Here is a 17,848-nt window from a genome sequence, read left to right on the forward strand (position 1 = left end):
ATTAAGTTATCCTAGGAGTTGAAGAGCAAAATTCAATTTATTAACGCTTCCCGCACTTGCCAACAGGGTAGAGAAACCCAACCCTCTAACCCGGTTTTGGGTAAAAGATGGGTTAAGAAGTCGAGGAAAGATTACTCTTTAGGATAAATCCATTTTTTGGAGGTAATGTCGTGCCAAATCCATGCCCAACATCCGCAACCCCTTTTTCTGAAGAGGATCGGCAAATCTGGGAAAATTTAAAACGCGCGATCGCGTCGAGTTCTGGCTTTCAACGCTGGCAAATCGAACAACAATTAAAGGACAGTCCGGCGGTATCCGGCTCGGATTCCCTGATTCGCCTCTACTTGCGCGAAACTTTGGAAACTTTAGCGTATTAGTCGCGGACTCTCAATTCATTACTCAGAAAAACTTGACAAAATAGACGGTTCATGCTCAGATGGGCAGATGAGGGAGGCTTTCGAGCGCTCCCTTTAACATTGTCAAAATTTCCCGAGTTTAATCGCCCATTCCACCGCCCACAATCGTCACAATTTCCAAGCGATCGCGCTCTTGTACCGTCGTCCCTTCCCAATACTGCCGGTGTAGAATTTCTCCGTTATATTCCACTGCAATCAAACGCGGATTTAACCCCAAACGTTCCAGCAATTGCGGTAAAGAAAGCCCCGGCGGACAGCGGAACGGTTCGCCATTCACTTGCAAGGTAATTTCAGAATCAGCCATGAACTTGCGGATTTCCCTCTAAGCGTAGTACCTTATGTTTTCGAGTGAGTTGCGAGAGTAGGTATTGAGCGACGAGCGTCGGTTGTTCGGCTTCCATAATGGCACGAACGATCGCCACTCGCTCCCCCCCCGCAGCAATCACCTCGTGAATATTTTTCGGGTCGATACCGCCAATCGCAAACCAAGGAACCGTTGCATTTTCGGCAGCGTAACGAACGTAATCGAGGCCTGCCGCAGTTTTACCCGGTTTCGTGGGCGTAGCGTAAACCGGCCCAACGCCGATATAATCTGCCCCTTCAGTAATCGCGCCTTGCATTTCTTCGGGGTTAGTAGTGGAACGTCCGATAATACGTTGGGAGCCGAGTAATTGCCGCGCCAAGGCGATAGGAGCATCCTGCTGACCGAGGTGTACGCCGTCCGCATCCACAGCGAGGGCAAGATCGATGCGATCGTTGACCAAAAATAGCGCGCCGTAATTGTGGCACAATTGGCAGAGACGATGGGCATTTTCAACGCGATCGCGATCGTCCGCCTCCTTATCGCGGTACTGCACCACATTCACGCCGCCCTGCAACGCCGCTTCCACCACCCCAAACAAATAGTCGTGGGGCGAAGTCACCAAATACAACAACCCCTCCTCTAACTGCTGATGGCGCTGGCGAGACAATAACTGACTTTCCAGAACGTAAACCCGATAGCGCATTTGCTTGCAAGCCAGCCCCATGCGCGGTTCGTACAGCTTGCTATACTCCTCCAGAACCCGCAACGCCTCCTCAATGCGGCATAAATTTGCCTGCAACAACACCTCGATACTGTCGCGCTTTTCCTCCTGCGGGTGAGACAAATCCGTCCCCGGATCTCCGAGGGTATCCCGGGCATTCCGCAACTCCGGCGAATGCCAAGCCGCCAACTCTTGCCGCATTTCCTTGCATTCGCCCGTCAGTTGACGCTCGTTCAACCCAAACCGACACCACTCCTCAATAATCCGCAATCCCTCCCGCGCGCGGTCTAAATTTGCGTCTAAGATGCGGTAAATGACCTGTTGCTGACCGTTCTGCTCGCCCATACCCCTACTGCTCCGTACATCTATCCATATTAGGCGAAGACGGCTTCAGGGAAACACCGATCTCCCCCGCCCCCGTCTCCTCACAGTGCTATCTTTGCGCTACATTGAACTCCAACACTACTGGAAATTGGGGGAGAGATGGCCAACGAGTTTTGGGATAACATTCTACAACTGACGCGAACCACGACCGAAGAAATTGGCAAGCAGTTAGTCAAAGATTTCGGACAAATTCAAGCCGTGCGCAAAGATGATGGTTCGTTAGTGACGCAAGCCGATAAATGGGCAGATAAAGCACTTCGGGACGCAATCGCCGCCGCTTTCCCCGAACACGGGTTTTTGAGCGAAGAAACGATTCACGTTTTTCCTGCGAACGATTGGTGTTGGATTATCGACCCCATCGACGGCACGACTAATTTTACGCGAGGCTTGCCCATTTGGGGCATTTCCCTCGGACTACTCTACCGAGGAACGCCCGTTTTCGGAGCCGTTTATTTTCCCCAAATCCAGCAATTTTTCCACGGATACTGGTATGGCGACTCCGGTTTAGAAGGGCCTACTGGCGCATTTCTCAACAATCGCCCCATTCATACCAGCCCCGACGAACCCAGTCTCAACCACCTCTTTAACCTCTGCGCGCGCAGTACCGATGTGGCGACTCGTCCCTTTCCCTGCAAAATGCGCCTGCTGGGCGTAGCGAGTTATAACTTGCTGCTGGTGGCTTGTGGCGCAGCGTTAGGAGGAATTGAAGCCACGCCGAAGATTTGGGATATTGCCGCCGTTTACGCGATCTTACAGGCAGCGGGTGGGGCGTGGGTTTCTCTGAGCGACGAACCGATTTTCCCGCTACAAGTCGGACTCGATTACGGGCAGCATCCTTATCCAACCTTAGCAACCAGTCGCGCCGAACTCGTCCCAATTTTTAAACCGTTGGTAGAGCAAATCAGTCAACCCAAAGTGACTCGGTAGTAAGTTGAGTTTCCTGTGGGTAGGGTAGTTAGAACCACTTACTTGCCAAAATTGGGCAACTGCTGCATAACAGAATAAGTAAGTACAAAAGTCGAGTTTGAGCGAACTCTCGGCTATTTTGCTCTAATCTTACCTACATCAAATTATTATTGAGAGGAAATACTCGCGTATGGGACTGCATAAAGGAGTTAATAAATATTTTGATGATGCGAAACTCGAGGCTGGAGTGTCTGAAAGCAGGAGCGAAAATCCCTGGCAATGGCGATGGCCGAATACAGCGGACTTCAACTTTAATTACTATAAGTTGCTGGAGGATAGTAAAAATAGCGCGATCGCGCGCAATACCAATCCCAATCTTCGGATTGCCATTATAGGAGCCGGAGTAGCTGGACTGACTGCCGCACGAGAATTGTTTCGTTGCGGCTATACAAAAATTGATATTTTTGAAGCGAGCGATCGGATCGGCGGGCGTACCTATTCTATCCCTGTTGAAGGACAAAAGACCGTTCTAGAAATGGGAGCGATGCGGATGCCGTTTTTTGACACACCGGGTAGTTGTAATAGCATTATTGATTATTACACCACTCGTTTTGGCATTACCACCCAAAACTTTCCCGATCCGGGTTCTTCCGTAGCAGACACCGGAATTTTTATCAATAATGGGTACGGTCCCGATCTAGATTGTCCCTATCCTCAACCTCACCTCGATATTTGGCACAAAGAGGCAAAAGAACCGCCCAGCCCAAAATATGTGGCGGTCTATCAAAAATGGTCTAATTTTGCCAACATGGTAACAGAAGTTGCCAAGAAAAAATACAACACGCCACATTGGAAGGACTTTTGGCACGCAGTCGTCAATAACTACTGGGAGTATAACTTTCGAGAACTTGTCGTTCTTAAGGCAATTAAAACCTACCACCCCTGTCGAAAAGGATTTTTCGGCGGTTTAGGGATGAATGAAGAAGAAGCCGAGCTATTTTATACAATTGGAGCAGGCGATGGATCTTGGGGCGCTTTTTACGATATTTCTTGTTTGTACCCAATTAGAACTTTGTTATTTGGATTTGGAAGCAATCATCAATTGATTCAAGGAAAGTTCAATCCTGAAGGAGAATTTAGTCCAGGATCGGAGTACCAAAACTTACTTCAGGATAATCTCGGAAATCCCCTGGCTTCACCTCAGTATCTCGGCGTGCAGTCCTTTGCCGAATGTTTATTTTTTGAACCCGTTGTTAGTAACTTAGTCGATCGAATTTCTCTATATCAAGCCACTCAAACAGAAAAATACGACATCAATATTTATACTCGCAATCCCGTCCGTAATATTGAATATCTTCAGAGCAGCGATCGCTTAAAAATCATCTCGAAAAGCTTAGAGTGCGAATACGAAGCAGCAATTCTTACACCTCCTACCTGGGCATCGCAACTGAGTTTCAACTTTTCTGAGTTCGATTTTAAAACTCAGCTTCCGTTTCAAGTATTGAACAGCTTTAAAAACTCCCACTGGATAACCAGTTGTAAAGTATTTTTTCCTTTAAAACAACGTTATTGGGAGGTATCTAATATTCCGCAAATTATTAGTACAGATACATATTTGCAAGGCGTTTATGGATACAGTCTCGATACTTCGGAGCGAGATGCTGGGGTTTTACTGGTTAGTTATACCTGGGAAGACGATGCTAATAAATTTATCGCCGAAAGCGATGATGGTGCTTTTGCTAGACAATGTTTGCAAGAACTGGATGAGATTTTAGAGCGATGCAAAAACATCAACCGACCGATTTCTCCTTTCGTCGATACCGATAAACCTGCCGTCATTCATTGGTCGAGAAAACCCAATTATCGGGGCTGTGCAAAACTTTATCGAGAAATGACTTGGAATGAAGATTATGCTTTACTCAGATATAACCAGAATTTTAGCGATCGCTCTCATCTGTATTTTGCTGGGGAAGCATTTTCTGTCGAAGGAGGCTGGACAGAACCTGCTTTTCGTTCCGCATTAGACTCCGCAATCCACCTCATTAAAAATACAGGCGGTGAGTTTAACGGAGACTTTAACTACAGTCAATATCCCCAGTACGATAACTGGAAGCCCATATCAAAATCTTAACCATTTAAAGAGCGAAATCTAGCTTTTATCCCTTGAGTTATAAAGCTAGTAGAGTTAGTTTAGAAACTCTTAGAGTTTTTAAACTCTAACCATCGCCAAGGTAATTAGGACAAATTGAAGTGAGTTCTCAGATTCTAGCCTCCAGTTTAACATTTAAACCCATGAACTTTTTAGACGGCTACTCCATCAGCGAGCTTATTTACAAAAGCGATAATTCTACGATTTATCGCGGCTTTCGGGAACGAGATCGAACTCCCGTTATTCTTAAGCTTCCCAGCGAAACCTCTCCTACTCCTGAAACAATTGCTCGTTACAAAAAAGAATATGAGATTGCTCGCGCTCTCAAATCTCGAGGAATAGTTACAGCCCTCGATTGTCAAGAAAGTTTTCATAGCGTTGTTTTAGTATTTGAGGATATTGGGGCTGTTCCTTTAAAACAAAGAGTATCTGCGGGATTAGGACTCGCTGAATTTCTCGATATTGCTATTCAACTCTCAGAGATTGTAGCGCAAATTCACGAGGGAGGAGCAATCCATAAAGACATAAACCCTAATAATATTTTATTTGACCCCAAGACTCAAAATATAAAACTCATTGATTTTGGTATTTCCACAACTTTTACCCACGAAAATTTTAGTCCTCAATCGGTAAATGTGTTAGAAGGGACACTCGCCTATCTTTCCCCCGAACAAAGCGGAAGAATGAATCGCCATCTAGATTATCGTACCGATTTTTATTCTTTAGGCATTACCTTTTACGAACTGCTTCTGGGCCAAATTCCTTTTACGACCCAAGACCCTTTAGAATTAGTCCACTGCCATATTGCTAAACAACCTACGCCACCCCACCATCTCAATGAAAAAGTCCCTGAAATCATCTCCAAAATTGTCTTAAAATTGATAGCAAAGACGGCAGAAGAACGGTATCAAAGTGCTTGGGGTCTAAAGTGCGATCTCGAATACTGTCTCGAACAATTGCAAATGACAGGGGTAATTGTTCCTTTTCAACTCGGCATGAAAGATATTCCCAGCCGATTTCAAGTTTCCCAGAAACTTTACGGTCGAGAAGCAGAAATAGAAAAGCTTTTAAAGGCGTTTGAGCGAGTTGCGATGGGAGAAACTTCGGGGGCATATACCATTCTAGTTTCGGGTTATTCTGGGATTGGAAAGTCAACTTTAGTCAGAGAACTATATAAAGAACTGCCTCGTACTCACGGTTACTTTATTTCCGGAAAGTTCGAGCAGTTTCAACGCGATATTCCTTACTATGCGCTAATTTCTGCTTTTTCAAATCTCGTCGAGCAACTGTTAACAGAAACAACAGAAAATTTACAGAAATGGCGCGATAAAATTCTTGCTTCTCTCGGTGAGAATAGCCAAATTATTATAGACTTAATTCCTAAAGTTGAGTTAATTATTGGGTCTCAACCTGCCGTTCCTGAAATGAGAGGGATAGAAGCTCAGAACCGCTTCACTTTAGTCTTTCAAAACTTTATACGAGTCTTTTGCGATCGCGAGCATCCTTTAATTCTCTTCCTAGATGATTTACAATGGGCCGATTTAGCGACACTGAAGCTCCTGGAACTGTTGACGAGCGATCGCAATACGCAATATCTCTTACTAATCAGTTCGTATCGAGACAATGAAGTGGATGCAATTCATCCATTACGACAAACCCTAGAAATTATTGCTAGTCATCATCAAGAAGCGATTGCAGAAATTAGGCTAGTTCCCCTAGAGTTAGAGCAAATTGAGATGCTTATTGCCGACACTTTGCACCACAGTTCCGAATCTGTTCGTCCTTTAGCACAACTTGTGTTGAATAAGACCGGGGGAAACCCTTTTTTTATTAATGAGTTTTTAAAAGTTTTATATCGAGAAGGACTTTTATATCTTAACTTTTCTAGGCTGACAGATAATACTAATCGCGATCTAATTTGGGAATGGGATCTCGCTGCGATTGAACAACTCAAAGCAACTGATAATATTGTCGATCTAATCGCGGGTCGGTTAAGAAATTTGCCTGACTTTGTAAGGGACGTTCTGCAATGCGCAGCTTGTTTAGGAATTCAATTCGATCGCAATTTGCTTTCACAGATTTGTAATGCTTCAGAAGAAGAAGTTTTAAACGCACTCGAAGAAGCTGTACGAGCCGAATTACTCCTGACTTTATTCAGCTATAGCAAAACGCACATTCTAACCCAATATAAATTTGCTCACGATCGTATCCAACAAGCCGCTTATAATTCTTTAAATCCTTCAGACCGCATCGCATTACAGTTAAACATTGCTCGCTTGCTTCTCCAGCATACACCTTCCGAACATCTGAGCGATCGCATTTTTGAGATTATCGACCGTTTTAATCTCGCAATCTCCCTCGTCACGGATGCAACAGAACGGCAAGAAGTGGCGCGACTGAATTTATTAGCGGGGAGAAAAGCAAAAGCTGCTGCTGCTTATTCGGCTGCTGTAAAATATTTAGAAAAAAGCTTGTCGTTATGTCCTCAAAATAGCTGGGAAAGTTACTATGACTTTACTTTAACAGTTTGTGAAGAAGCCATTGAAGCTCACTACTTAAATACAAATTTCGAGCGAGCAGAATCTTTAGCAGATATCGTCCTGAAAAATGCTAAGCAAAATCTCGATCGCATTAAAACTCAAGAATTAATTATCCAAAGTTATACTGCACAGAATAAACCCTCTCAAGCACTCGAACTCGGTATCAGTACGCTCGAAATTATCGGACTCCCTTTAGAAACTGACTTGGAATGGGAGCTTTCTTTACCCGCACTCGAATCTCTCGAGCGAGTTGCACAGATGAGTAACCCTTTGGATTTGTCGGCGATGCGAGTTTTAATGGTGATTTGTCCTTCTGCTTACTTTATTGACCCACAAAAATTGCTTGCTATTGTATTAACAATGGTCAATTTGACCTTAAGAAAGGGGCATTCTGCACTTTCAGCGTATGCCTATGTTTGGTATGCTGCGCTAAGTTCTGCGCTCGGTAAATTTGAGCTAGGATATCAAGCTGGACAACTCGCCTTAAATTTAGTCGATCGCTACAATGCTAAAGACCTTAAAGCCAAGGTATATAACTTGTTTTGTGCTTTAGTGCGTCACTGGAAAGAACCTGCTAGAAATAGTATTCCCATGCTTCAAGAAGGGATTCGATTTGGATTTGAAACCGGAGACCGCGAGTATGCGTGTTATTGCATTAAAGACTATTGCGTTCACCTATTTATGAGCGGGGAGCCTCTGCAATGGGTCGTCACGAGAATGCAAGAAAATGAACCTAAATTGTTAGAATCTAAGCAATACTATTCAATTTATCAAACTCAAATTTGGCAACAAGTTTGTTGCAATCTTCTCAATCCAAAATCATATTCTCCTAGCTTACAAGGAGACACCTTCGATGAAGTAGAAATTTTATCAATTTTACAGGAATCGAACAATAGGACTCTCCTCTGTGTTTTTTATTTAGCTAAACTCAACCTTGCCTATCTATTTAAAGATTATAGTGCCGCGCTCTACCATGCTCGTGCTGTCGATGAATATCTCGATGCAGTGATGGGATTTCTCTACGTTGCCATCCATAACTTTTATGATTCACTTGCATTGTTAGCTTTAGCCTCTGAAAATCCTTCGGTAGATTTAGAACGAGTAGAATCCAACCAAAAACAACTTAAAGAATGGGCAAACTTAGCACCAGCGAACTTTAAACATAAGTACGAATTAGTGGAAGCAGAACGAGCAAGGGTTGCCGGTAATTACTGGCAAGCTGCCGAACTTTACAATTGTGCGGTTAGAGGAGCAAATGAGAATTGCTATCTTCAAGAAGAAGCACTGGCGTGCGAATTAGCGGCTGAGTTTTATTGGGAACGTAATTTAAATCCGCTCGCGCAAACTTACTTCCAGTCTGCGATTGAAAGTTATAGGAATTGGCAGGCTTTTGCAAAAGTAAAACAGTTAGAAAAACGCTATATTAGCATTTTTGGAGAGTTAATTCATACAACTCATAATACACAAAAAACAAATGAAATTTCTCTAAAAACTATAAAAACAACTTCTGATTCGCAACATCTTTTAGACCTGGCGAGTATTATTAAAGCCTCTCAAACAATTGGTGGCGAAATTATTCTAGCGGACTTATTAAAGAAGCTATTAAAAATTCTTATTGAAAATGCGGGCGCGCAGACGGGCTATTTACTATTAGCACAAAACGGAAATTTTTTTATTGAAGCCGCCGGTTCGATCGATTCTGAGAATGTCTCAGTTTTGCAATCGCTCCCGCTCGAAAATCGCTTGCCGCTCTCGGTTATTAATTATGTTGCCCGACTCCACGAAAGTGTGGCTTTAGATAATGCCACATTAGAGGGAAATTTTACGAACGATCGTTATATTCAACAGAATCAAGCGAAATCGATTCTTTGCGTTCCCGCGATCGAACAAGGACAATTAACGAGTATTGTTTATCTCGAGAACAGTTTAACGCCGGGAGCGTTCTCGCGCGATCGCGTCGAAGTCATTAAAATTCTAGCCACTCAAGCAGCCATTTCCATTGAAAATGCCTGCCTCTACCAAACTCTCGAAGATAAAGTCGCAAAACGTACCGCCGAACTTGCTGAAGCAAACGCCGAAATTACTCTTCTCAATGAGCGTCTCAAACAAGAAAACGTGCGTTTGAGTGCTGAAGTTGAAGTCGTTAAGCGATTGCAGGCAATGGTTTTGCCAAAAACTGCCGAATTGCAAGCGATTGAATCTCTAGATATTGCTGTTTATATGGAACCTGCTGATGAAGTGGGCGGCGACTATTACGATGTTTGGAAATACGATGGTGGTGTAAAAATTGCCATTGGTGATGTCACCGGACACGGCTTAGAAAGTGGCGTTTTAACAATTATGGCTCAAACCGCTGCCCGCAGCATTCATAACGAAGGTCAAACTAATCCCTGCCAATTTTTAAATAGCCTTAATCGCACGCTGTATGACAATATCCAGCGCATGAATTCGGATAAAAGCATGAGCTTTATTCTGCTCGACTATCGCGACGGTACGCTTGAATTTAGCGGACAACACGAAGAGATTATTGTGGTGCGAGCCGAGGGAAAAATTGAACGCATTGACACGATCGATTTAGGGTTTCCACTGGCGTTGGAACCTGACATTATAAATTTTGTGGCGCAAAGGCAAATAACACTAGAGTCTGGAGATGTAGTGTTTTTATATACTGATGGAATTACTGAAGCCTTTAACTTGAAGCGAAAAGAGTACGGCATTGACAGGCTGTGTGAAGTTTTATTAGCTCACTACCGCGAAAATGTTGAAAAGATTTGTCAAGCTGTTGTTGAGGACGTGCAGCGATATATCGGCGATCAAAAAGTATTTGACGATCTTGCAATAGTGGTGGTGAAACAAAAATAGAGAATCTTGTTTCTTTAATATTATAGAACTAGGGTGGTTTATCCGTTGTTAATTGTCAATTGTCTTTTGTCAATTATCAATTATTCATTAACGGGTCGCTTTTATGAAATTTTTACAAGGATATCAACTTACGCAACAGATTCACGAAGGTTTGTCCACGGCAGTATATCGGGGCATTCGCGAACGAGACGGAAAACTCGTGACGCTGAAAATGAGCCGCCATGAGTACCCAAATGTGGCGGTTAATGCTCGACTCAAGCACGAGTACGAAATTTTAAAGGGTTTGTCATTGAAGGGCAGCATCCGAGCTTATGCTTTAGAAAACGACAATCATCGTCTCGCGATCGTTTTTGAAAATAGTACGGGTATTTCGCTGAGACGGTATTGTAGGCTCAAGACTATCGATCTGCGACTCTTTTTAAAAATCGCGATCGCGATTGTTAGCGCTCTCCAAGAACTTCATCATCACAAAATCATCCACAGAGATATAAAACCAGACAATATTATTATCGAGCCTCAAACCGCGCAAATCAAGCTCGTCGATTTTGGTCTAGCGGCACGCTTTAGTGCTGAAACTAACTCATTTGAAAATCCCCAAGCAATTGTCGGAAGTTGGCCTTATATTTCTCCGGAACAAACGGGAAGAATTAATCGAACTGTCGATCGCCGAACTGACTATTATTCTCTGGGCGTAACTTTATATGAAATTTTACTGAAGGAGCGACCGTTTCTCACAAATGACCCTTTAGAAATGGTTCACTGTCACCTTGCCCGACAGCCCATTCTCCCTCACGAAAAAAAACCTTCAATCCCGCTTTCGGTTTCTGAAATTGTGATGAAACTTCTGTCAAAAACTGTCGAAAGCCGGTATCAAACCGCCTTTGGAATTTTGGCGGATTTAAAAAAGTGTTACGAGCGACTGAGTGCAAGCGGTCAAATTGCTCCCTTCCCCATTGGCATTGTAGACGATGCCAGCCGCTTTGTCATCCCTCAAAAACTTTACGGACGGGAGCTAGAATTTCAACGCTTGAATGCGAGGCTCGAGCGGTTCTTTTTGCCTCCACCAGCAACCGCCTTAACGTCACCGCCAGCCTCTCGAGTCCTTGAAAAGCAGTTGCCTCAATTCATTCTCATTAAAGGCGAACCGGGCGCGGGAAAATCTTATTTAGTTAACCAATTTTTTGAGCGCTCTAAACAGCATCAATGTTTTTTTATTGAAGGTAAATTCGAGCAATTGCAACCGAACACGCCTTATGCTTGTTTGATTCAAGCGTTCCGGGTGTCTATCGATAAACTCCTCGCCCAAAACCAAGCAACTTTGGAAAAGTGGAAAGGAGAGTTCGAGCAAGCGTTAGGCGTTCACGGACAATTGATTGTCGATGTCATTCCTGAATTAGAAATGATTATCGGCAAGCAGCGTTCCGTTCCCAGTTTGAAGCCCAACGATAGCCTCAATCGTTTCAACTCCGTTTTTAAAAAATTTGTTCGCGTTTTCGCGCGTCCGGAACATCCCCTCATTCTTTTTCTGGACGATCTTCAATGGGCAGATACTGCTTCGCTGAGTGTAATCCGCGTTCTGTTAAGCGGACTCGATAACCCACATTTTCTCTTACTCGGTACCGTTCGCGATAATGAGGTTCAGGGCGAACATCCGTTGCAAGAAACCCTAGATGGTATTTCAGAAATAGGCGTAAAGATTGAGGAAATCGAACTCTCGCCGTTAAGTTTTGAGTCAACGTTGGAACTGATAGTTGAAACCTTACAGTGCGATCGCGATCGCGCCCGTCCGCTCGCCCAGCTTTGCCAGCAAAAAACCAACGGTAATCCCTTTTTTCTCAATCAAATTCTCAAGTCTTTTTATCAGCAAGGAATTTTTGAGTATAACAGCGATCGCGGAAGTTGGAACTGGAATATCCGACAGATTGAGCAAGTTAATATTTCTGAAAATGTAGTTGAGTTTGTCAGCCAAAAACTTGAGAAGTTTTCAGAGTGTCATAAACAACTTCTGGGGTTAGCAAGCTGTATCGGCAGTCAATTTGACGGAGAAATGCTAGCTGAACTTCAGAACAATTCTCATCTAGATATCGAATACGTTCTTTATAAAAGTTTGCAGGAAGGACTGATTATCGACCTCAAAAAGTTAGGGCGAGTTGGGCTTGGTGGCGAGGAGAGTTCAACAAGTCTATTCTCGGTTTCACAGCGCGTTTATCAATTCTCTCACGACCGAATTCAACAAGTTTGCTCTGCCTTTCTTTCTGAGGAACAACGCTGTGTTAATCATGCAAAGATCGGGCGCTGGTTGCTTGCTAAAAGTAGCGATCGCGAGCTTGAGGAAAAGCTCTTTAAGATTACGCGACACTGGAACGCTGGAGAAGGCGCTCTGACTTCGTTAGAAGACTACAAACAACTGATGCTGCTTAATTACCGCTGCGGGGTAAAAGCGAAAAAATCGACAGCGTTTGCTTCGGCGCGGGATTACTTTGCTCTAGCTTTAACGCACTCGCCTGTTAACAGTTGGAGTGAGGAGCGAGAGCTAACTTTTGTGTTGCATCGCGACTTGGCGGAATGCGAATATTTATGCAATAACTTAGAGCGCGCGGACGAACTTTTACAAGTTGCTTTAAAGCACGCCCAAACTATCTTAGAAGAAGTCGAGCTACAAGAAATTCTCTGCGCTCTTTACAGTCTCCGAGGTCAATATCGAAATATTCTCAAAACAGGGGCGAGCTATCTCGATCGCTTCGGAATTCACATTCCTCTCGATAACCCCGAACTCCTGCAAAAGATGCTTGCGGAATATTTTCAATGGTATCGAGAAGTTTTTGAAAAAATTGAGGTTGTTTCTCTTGCCGATCTACCTGAAATGGTCGATTCGCGCATGAAAGCTTGTGTGGGGTTGCTTAATAATATGACTCCGGCTGCTTATTTTTGCGATCGCCATTTACTAGCTTTAATCGGGCTGAAATTGTTGCAAATCACCTACGAGTACGGCAACGCCAGAAACGTCGCCGATGCTTACGCGGCTTGGGGCGTAGTTCTGAGCGCGCAACTGCAAGAATATAAGGCGGGTTACGAGTTTGGAAAATTAGCCGTCGCGCTCAATAAACGTCAGGAACTTGTCTCTCACTCTTTCAATCTTTTCGGCGCGCTCATTGCTCCTTGGCGACAATCTTTAAAGCAAAATATTCCAATTCTGCGGGCGGCTTTTAAGGCGGGAGCCGAACTGCGAGATTTACAAACTAGCTTTGGTGCTAGCCATCTCATCTCGCAGCGAATTGTTGCTAATGAAGATTTAGAGAGCATCTTAGAAGAAATTAACGAGCATATCGAGTTTTTTCGGAAAACTCACGATCTTGTTTTTCTGGCAACTATTCAAATCAAACAGCATTTTCTGCTCAACTTAAAAGGTCAAACGTTTTCTAAATTCTCGTTGAGTAGCGAAGGATATGACGAGCAACAGGGCTTAGAAATTTGGCAGAAGGCGAACTTTACGCCAGGGATAGCCCAATATTGGATGTACAAAGCGAAAGTTGCGTTTCTTTATGGCGATTACTCGCAAGCCGTAACGATGGGAAAAATGGCGGTGGAACAGGCAATTTTTGTACGAGGGTCAATCCTGCAAGCCGAACCTTATTTCGATTGTGCGTTGAGTATTACCGCCATTTTTAAGGAGTTGCCTTCTGAAGAAAAACCGGAGTATTGGCAATTGCTAGAAACCTGCCATCGTACCTACGAATTATGGGCAGAGAATTGTCCGGATAATTTTCTAAATCGGTTGCTATTAATTGAAGCGGAAATCTGGCGAATTCAAGGGCGCTTAGAGGAGGCAATGGAGCTATACGATCGCGCGATCGCGTCGGCTAAAGATAACGGTTTTTTGCTCAACGAAGCGATCGCTAACGAACTCGCCGCCAAGTTCTGGTTAAATCGTCAGAAGCCTGATTTTGCTCGCTTGTATGCTTGCAAAGCTTACTACATTTATCAGCAGTGGGGGGCGCTCCGCAAAGTGGAAGATTTAGAAGCGCGTTACCCAGAATGGTTTTTGTCCCCGACTGTGCCGCAAAAGGGAGAAATTACGCTGCAAACGCCCTCAAATCACGACAAAACGCCACAGATTTTCGATACAGCGGTGGTCACGCAAGCAGCGCTTGCCATTTCCAGCGAAATCGAAATCGAGAAATTGCTAGAAAAGTTAATGCAATTAGCGATTGAAAATGCTGGGGCGCAGCGCGGTTTTTTAATCGTCGCGGAGGGTCAAGACTGGCGGGTTCAAGCTTCGGGAATTGTCGATCGCGCCCTTAAAATTGAGGTGCTGCAAAACTTAGAAATCGCGAGCGGGGAAATGTTACCGCTCTCGATTTTGCAATACGTGCAACGGACGCGAGAAGATGTGGTTCTCGCCGATGCTCGCCAAGATCCGCGCTATCGCGACGATCCCTATATCCAGCAGGCGCAACCCAAGTCTGTCCTCGTCGCCCCTATCCTCGATCGCGGCAAAGTTAGCGCGATCGTGTATCTTGAAAATAATCATACGACCCATGTTTTCGTGCGCGATCGCGTCGAAGTTATCAAAGTTCTCGCCGCTCAAGCTGCAATTTCCATCGACAAAGCGCGCCTCTACCAAAACCTCGAACAAAAAGTCGCCGAACGCACCGCAGAACTTGCTGCTGCTAACGAAGAAATCACCCTCCTCAACGAACGCCTTGAAAACGAAAATATGCGGATGAGTACCGAACTCGATGTCGCTAAAGCCCTGCAATTTATGGTATTACCAACCGCCGAAGAATTGCAGGCAATTCCTAACTTAGATATTGCTGGTTTTATGGAACCGGCTGATGATGTCGGCGGCGATTACTACGATGTTTGGCAATACGATGGCGGGGTGAAAATTGCGCTGGGAGATGTCACCGGACACGGTTTAGAAAGCGGTGCTATCATGATGATGGTGCAAACCGCCGCCCGCAGTATCCACAACGATGGACAGAGCGATCCGGTGCAATTTATCAACATCCTCAACCGCACCCTCTTTGACAATATCCAGCGCATGAGAGCGGATAAAAGTATGACGCTTATCCTGCTGGATTATCGCGACGGAATGCTACAATTTAGCGGACAGCATGAAGAAGTAATTATCGTGCGCGCCGACGGAACCTTAGAACGATTCGACACGATCGATTTAGGGTTTCCTTTAGCTTTGGAACGGGAAATTAGCAATTTTGTCGGGTCAAATCAAACCCCCTTAAATTCGGGAGATGTCGTGCTGCTTTATAGCGATGGAATAACAGAAGCCTTCGACCTCGAAAATAAAGAATACGGAATTGAGCGCTTGTGCGAAGTGCTGCTCGCCCACCACCGCTGTACCTCCGAAGAGATTTGTCAAGCAATTGTTGAGGATGTGCGGCGATATATCGGCAAACAAAAAGTGTTTGATGATATTACAATGGTGGCAATTAAGGTTAAGGAATGATGCTTTTTAGGGTTAAATCGGAGTTCTTAAACTTTTCGTAACTCCCTCAATCTTTTTGCTTTTCGATCGCGCGACGAATCAAAATAATCGCTCCTCGTACAGAATTGTACTTCGCGGGGATGAGACGCGATCGCAACGTTTCTGAGAGCAAAGGTTCGAGAAACGGCGAAACGCCCCCTAATAAGCTGCACGGTAAAATTTGGCTTCCTTTATTCGCTAAAGCTGCCCCAATTTTATCGATTTCTGCCGCTGCTTGGGTCATTAACGCGATCGCGCGGGAATCTCCTTCTTTGGCTTGTTGGATGACGAACGGCGCGATTTGGGCGAAGTGGGATGATTGCGCTCGATTCGCCCATAGCAACATTCGACTAAAATCGCGATCGAAATGGGCAAAAACCGCCTCCACCAGCGGCGATGCGGGAATCCTCCCATCTTGCCATTGCAGGGTTAATCGTATCGCTTCCAATCCCAGCCAAGCGCCGCTTCCCTCGTCGCCTTGGGGAAAACCCCACCCGCCGATGCGCCAAACTTGTTCTCCTTCGATGCGATAAGCGATAACGCCAGTTCCAATCGAAATTACCTCGCCATCTTCGCCGTCATGCGCGCCGAGACAAGAAGTGTAACCGTCGGATTCTACAACGAGTTGAGTAAAGGGATGGGGCCAATCCAAAAATCGCTGGCGCGCGTCGGGAACCTGCGTTCCAGCCAGTCCGCAACCGACATAATAATCATACGAGTCGGGATCGAGGGGTAAATTCGCCTGTCGTAAGGCTTGCCCCAACGCTCCTAAGATCGATTCCCACGTCATTTCCACCGACAAGCGGACGTTAGCAGTGCCGCTTTTGCCCTCGCCTAAGAGGTTGCCTCGGCTATCTTCCAGCCGTACTAAGGTTTTGGTTCCGCCGCCATCTACGCCGATAAAGAGGTTGGGTTTTTCCGTCACGGTTGCTCTAAAATTTGCTGTCGGATGAAATGTTGCGATCGCGCCGTTGCCGTTTTCGCCAGCGCGAGTGGTTGCAGGGTAAAGCCGTGCGTCAGTTCTGGGTACAGCGCGACTTCTGCCGAACTTCCCGCCGCCGCCCAGCGCGATGCCATAAACAGCGTATCATCCAAAAGAATATCGCTGCGGCTGGCCGTCAAAAATGCGGGCGGCATTCCCCGTAAATCGGCATAAAGCGGCGAATATTGCGGTTCTCGCCGCGATGCGATCGCAACTTCGGGTAAAAAGCAGTTGATGTACCATTGCATCGCTTCGGGCGTAAGATCGAACTCTCGCGCCGGATTGCCCCGCCGACAGCTTGGCGTTCCTCCGAGGTCGTAAATGCCGTAAATTAAGTTAGCAGCCTTAAAAGGGAGCAGATTGTAGCGATCGCGCAGTTGCAATAGCGTCATTACTGCTAAATAAGCACCAGCAGATTCACCGCCAATTGTCAAGCAATTCGTCCCAAATTCCGCGATCGCATTATCCGCCAGCCACAACGCCGCATTAACGCAATCTTCCACCGCCGCCGGATAAGGATATTCCGGCGCGAGGCGATAATCGACGCTTACTGTAGCCACCTTCGCCGCTTGTGCCATCTCCCAATTCAAACGCTCTCCGAGGGTGGCATCGCCCAGAACCCAACCGCCGCCGTGAATATCGAGATACACTCCTCGCACTTCCGACGGTATTAAAACGCGCAAATTGAGCTCGCCGTCGGGAGTCGAAATTCGCCGCGTTTCGCCGACTGGGAGCGGTTTGGAAACAACTGGTGCTTTCCGCAACGCTTCTCGCATCGCGCCAGCACGCTCTTGGCGATCGGTGGGTAAAGCAGGGATTTTTTGTGCCGCTCGTTCTAACAACTGATTGTAAGTGCGGACTTCCTGAATTTCGACCGCCGTCGGTTGTACGACAGAGATTTGTAAAGGAAAACAAGAAGTCATCTCAAATGCTCCTCTCTGCTTTACAATCAACGGCAGGCGGGCAGCGAAATTGAAAATTTTTGCACGACTGCAATTTTTCTTTCTCCAAAAGTTTATGATGGGCGCAAGCCTAGCATACGCTAGAATGAAGGGGAAATTAGCCCCGTGCGGACTGTTCGGTTTAAGGCTTAAAGCAA

At 45.4% G+C, this 17,848-nt stretch carries 9 protein-coding genes; 5 read left to right on the plus strand and 4 right to left on the minus strand.

The genetic code is table 11. The annotated features are described in order from the left end of the window. The first annotated feature begins 170 nt into the window (after positions 1-170). A complete protein-coding gene (locus H6G50_RS01740; protein WP_190712637.1) occupies positions 171-377 on the plus strand; it encodes a hypothetical protein in 207 nt (68 codons plus the stop codon). A 118-nt stretch (positions 378-495) separates the two neighbouring features. On the opposite strand, the gene thiS is transcribed toward H6G50_RS01740, so the two are convergent. Then, a complete protein-coding gene (gene thiS, locus H6G50_RS01745) occupies positions 496-720 on the minus strand; it encodes a sulfur carrier protein ThiS (RefSeq protein ID WP_190712639.1) in 225 nt (74 codons plus the stop codon). Continuing rightward, on the minus strand, positions 713-1,786 hold the full coding sequence (locus H6G50_RS01750) for a thiamine phosphate synthase (protein WP_190712641.1): 1,074 nt from the start codon (positions 1,784-1,786) through the stop codon (positions 713-715). Before H6G50_RS01750 ends, thiS begins: the two co-directional genes overlap by 8 nt. A 138-nt stretch (positions 1,787-1,924) precedes the next feature. Between H6G50_RS01750 and H6G50_RS01755 the strand changes: the two genes are divergently transcribed. The 4 genes from H6G50_RS01755 to H6G50_RS01770 all read left to right on the plus strand — a co-directional run bounded on the left by H6G50_RS01755 (position 1,925) and on the right by H6G50_RS01770 (position 15,749). Further along, positions 1,925-2,752, plus strand: coding sequence for an inositol monophosphatase family protein (locus H6G50_RS01755; protein ID WP_190712643.1), 828 nt, complete (start codon positions 1,925-1,927; stop codon positions 2,750-2,752). A 226-nt stretch (positions 2,753-2,978) separates the two neighbouring features. Then, positions 2,979-4,862 carry an FAD-dependent oxidoreductase gene (locus tag H6G50_RS01760; RefSeq protein ID WP_190712645.1) on the plus strand — a complete coding sequence of 628 codons (1,884 nt, stop codon included), beginning with the start codon at positions 2,979-2,981 and terminating at the stop codon, positions 4,860-4,862. Between the two features lie 119 nt (positions 4,863-4,981). Next, positions 4,982-10,282, plus strand: coding sequence for an AAA family ATPase (locus H6G50_RS01765; protein WP_190712647.1), 5,301 nt, complete (start codon positions 4,982-4,984; stop codon positions 10,280-10,282). Between the two features lie 103 nt (positions 10,283-10,385). Then, complete coding sequence (locus H6G50_RS01770) at positions 10,386-15,749, plus strand: SpoIIE family protein phosphatase (RefSeq protein WP_190712649.1); 5,364 nt, start codon at positions 10,386-10,388, stop codon at positions 15,747-15,749. Positions 15,750-15,795: 46 nt separating this feature from the next. Here the strand turns inward: H6G50_RS01770 and H6G50_RS01775 are convergent, their stop codons facing one another. Next, the gene (locus H6G50_RS01775; protein ID WP_190712651.1) at positions 15,796-16,692 is read right to left on the minus strand and encodes a BadF/BadG/BcrA/BcrD ATPase family protein; all 897 of its coding nucleotides are present in this window, start codon (positions 16,690-16,692) and stop codon (positions 15,796-15,798) included. Further along, the gene (locus tag H6G50_RS01780; RefSeq protein WP_190712653.1) at positions 16,689-17,672 is read right to left on the minus strand and encodes an alpha/beta hydrolase; all 984 of its coding nucleotides are present in this window, start codon (positions 17,670-17,672) and stop codon (positions 16,689-16,691) included. The genes H6G50_RS01775 and H6G50_RS01780 overlap by 4 nt, the downstream gene beginning before the upstream one ends. Positions 17,673-17,848: the final 176 nt, after the last annotated feature.

Source organism: Oscillatoria sp. FACHB-1406, from assembly GCF_014698145.1.
Classification (GTDB): domain Bacteria; phylum Cyanobacteriota; class Cyanobacteriia; order Cyanobacteriales; family Spirulinaceae; genus FACHB-1406.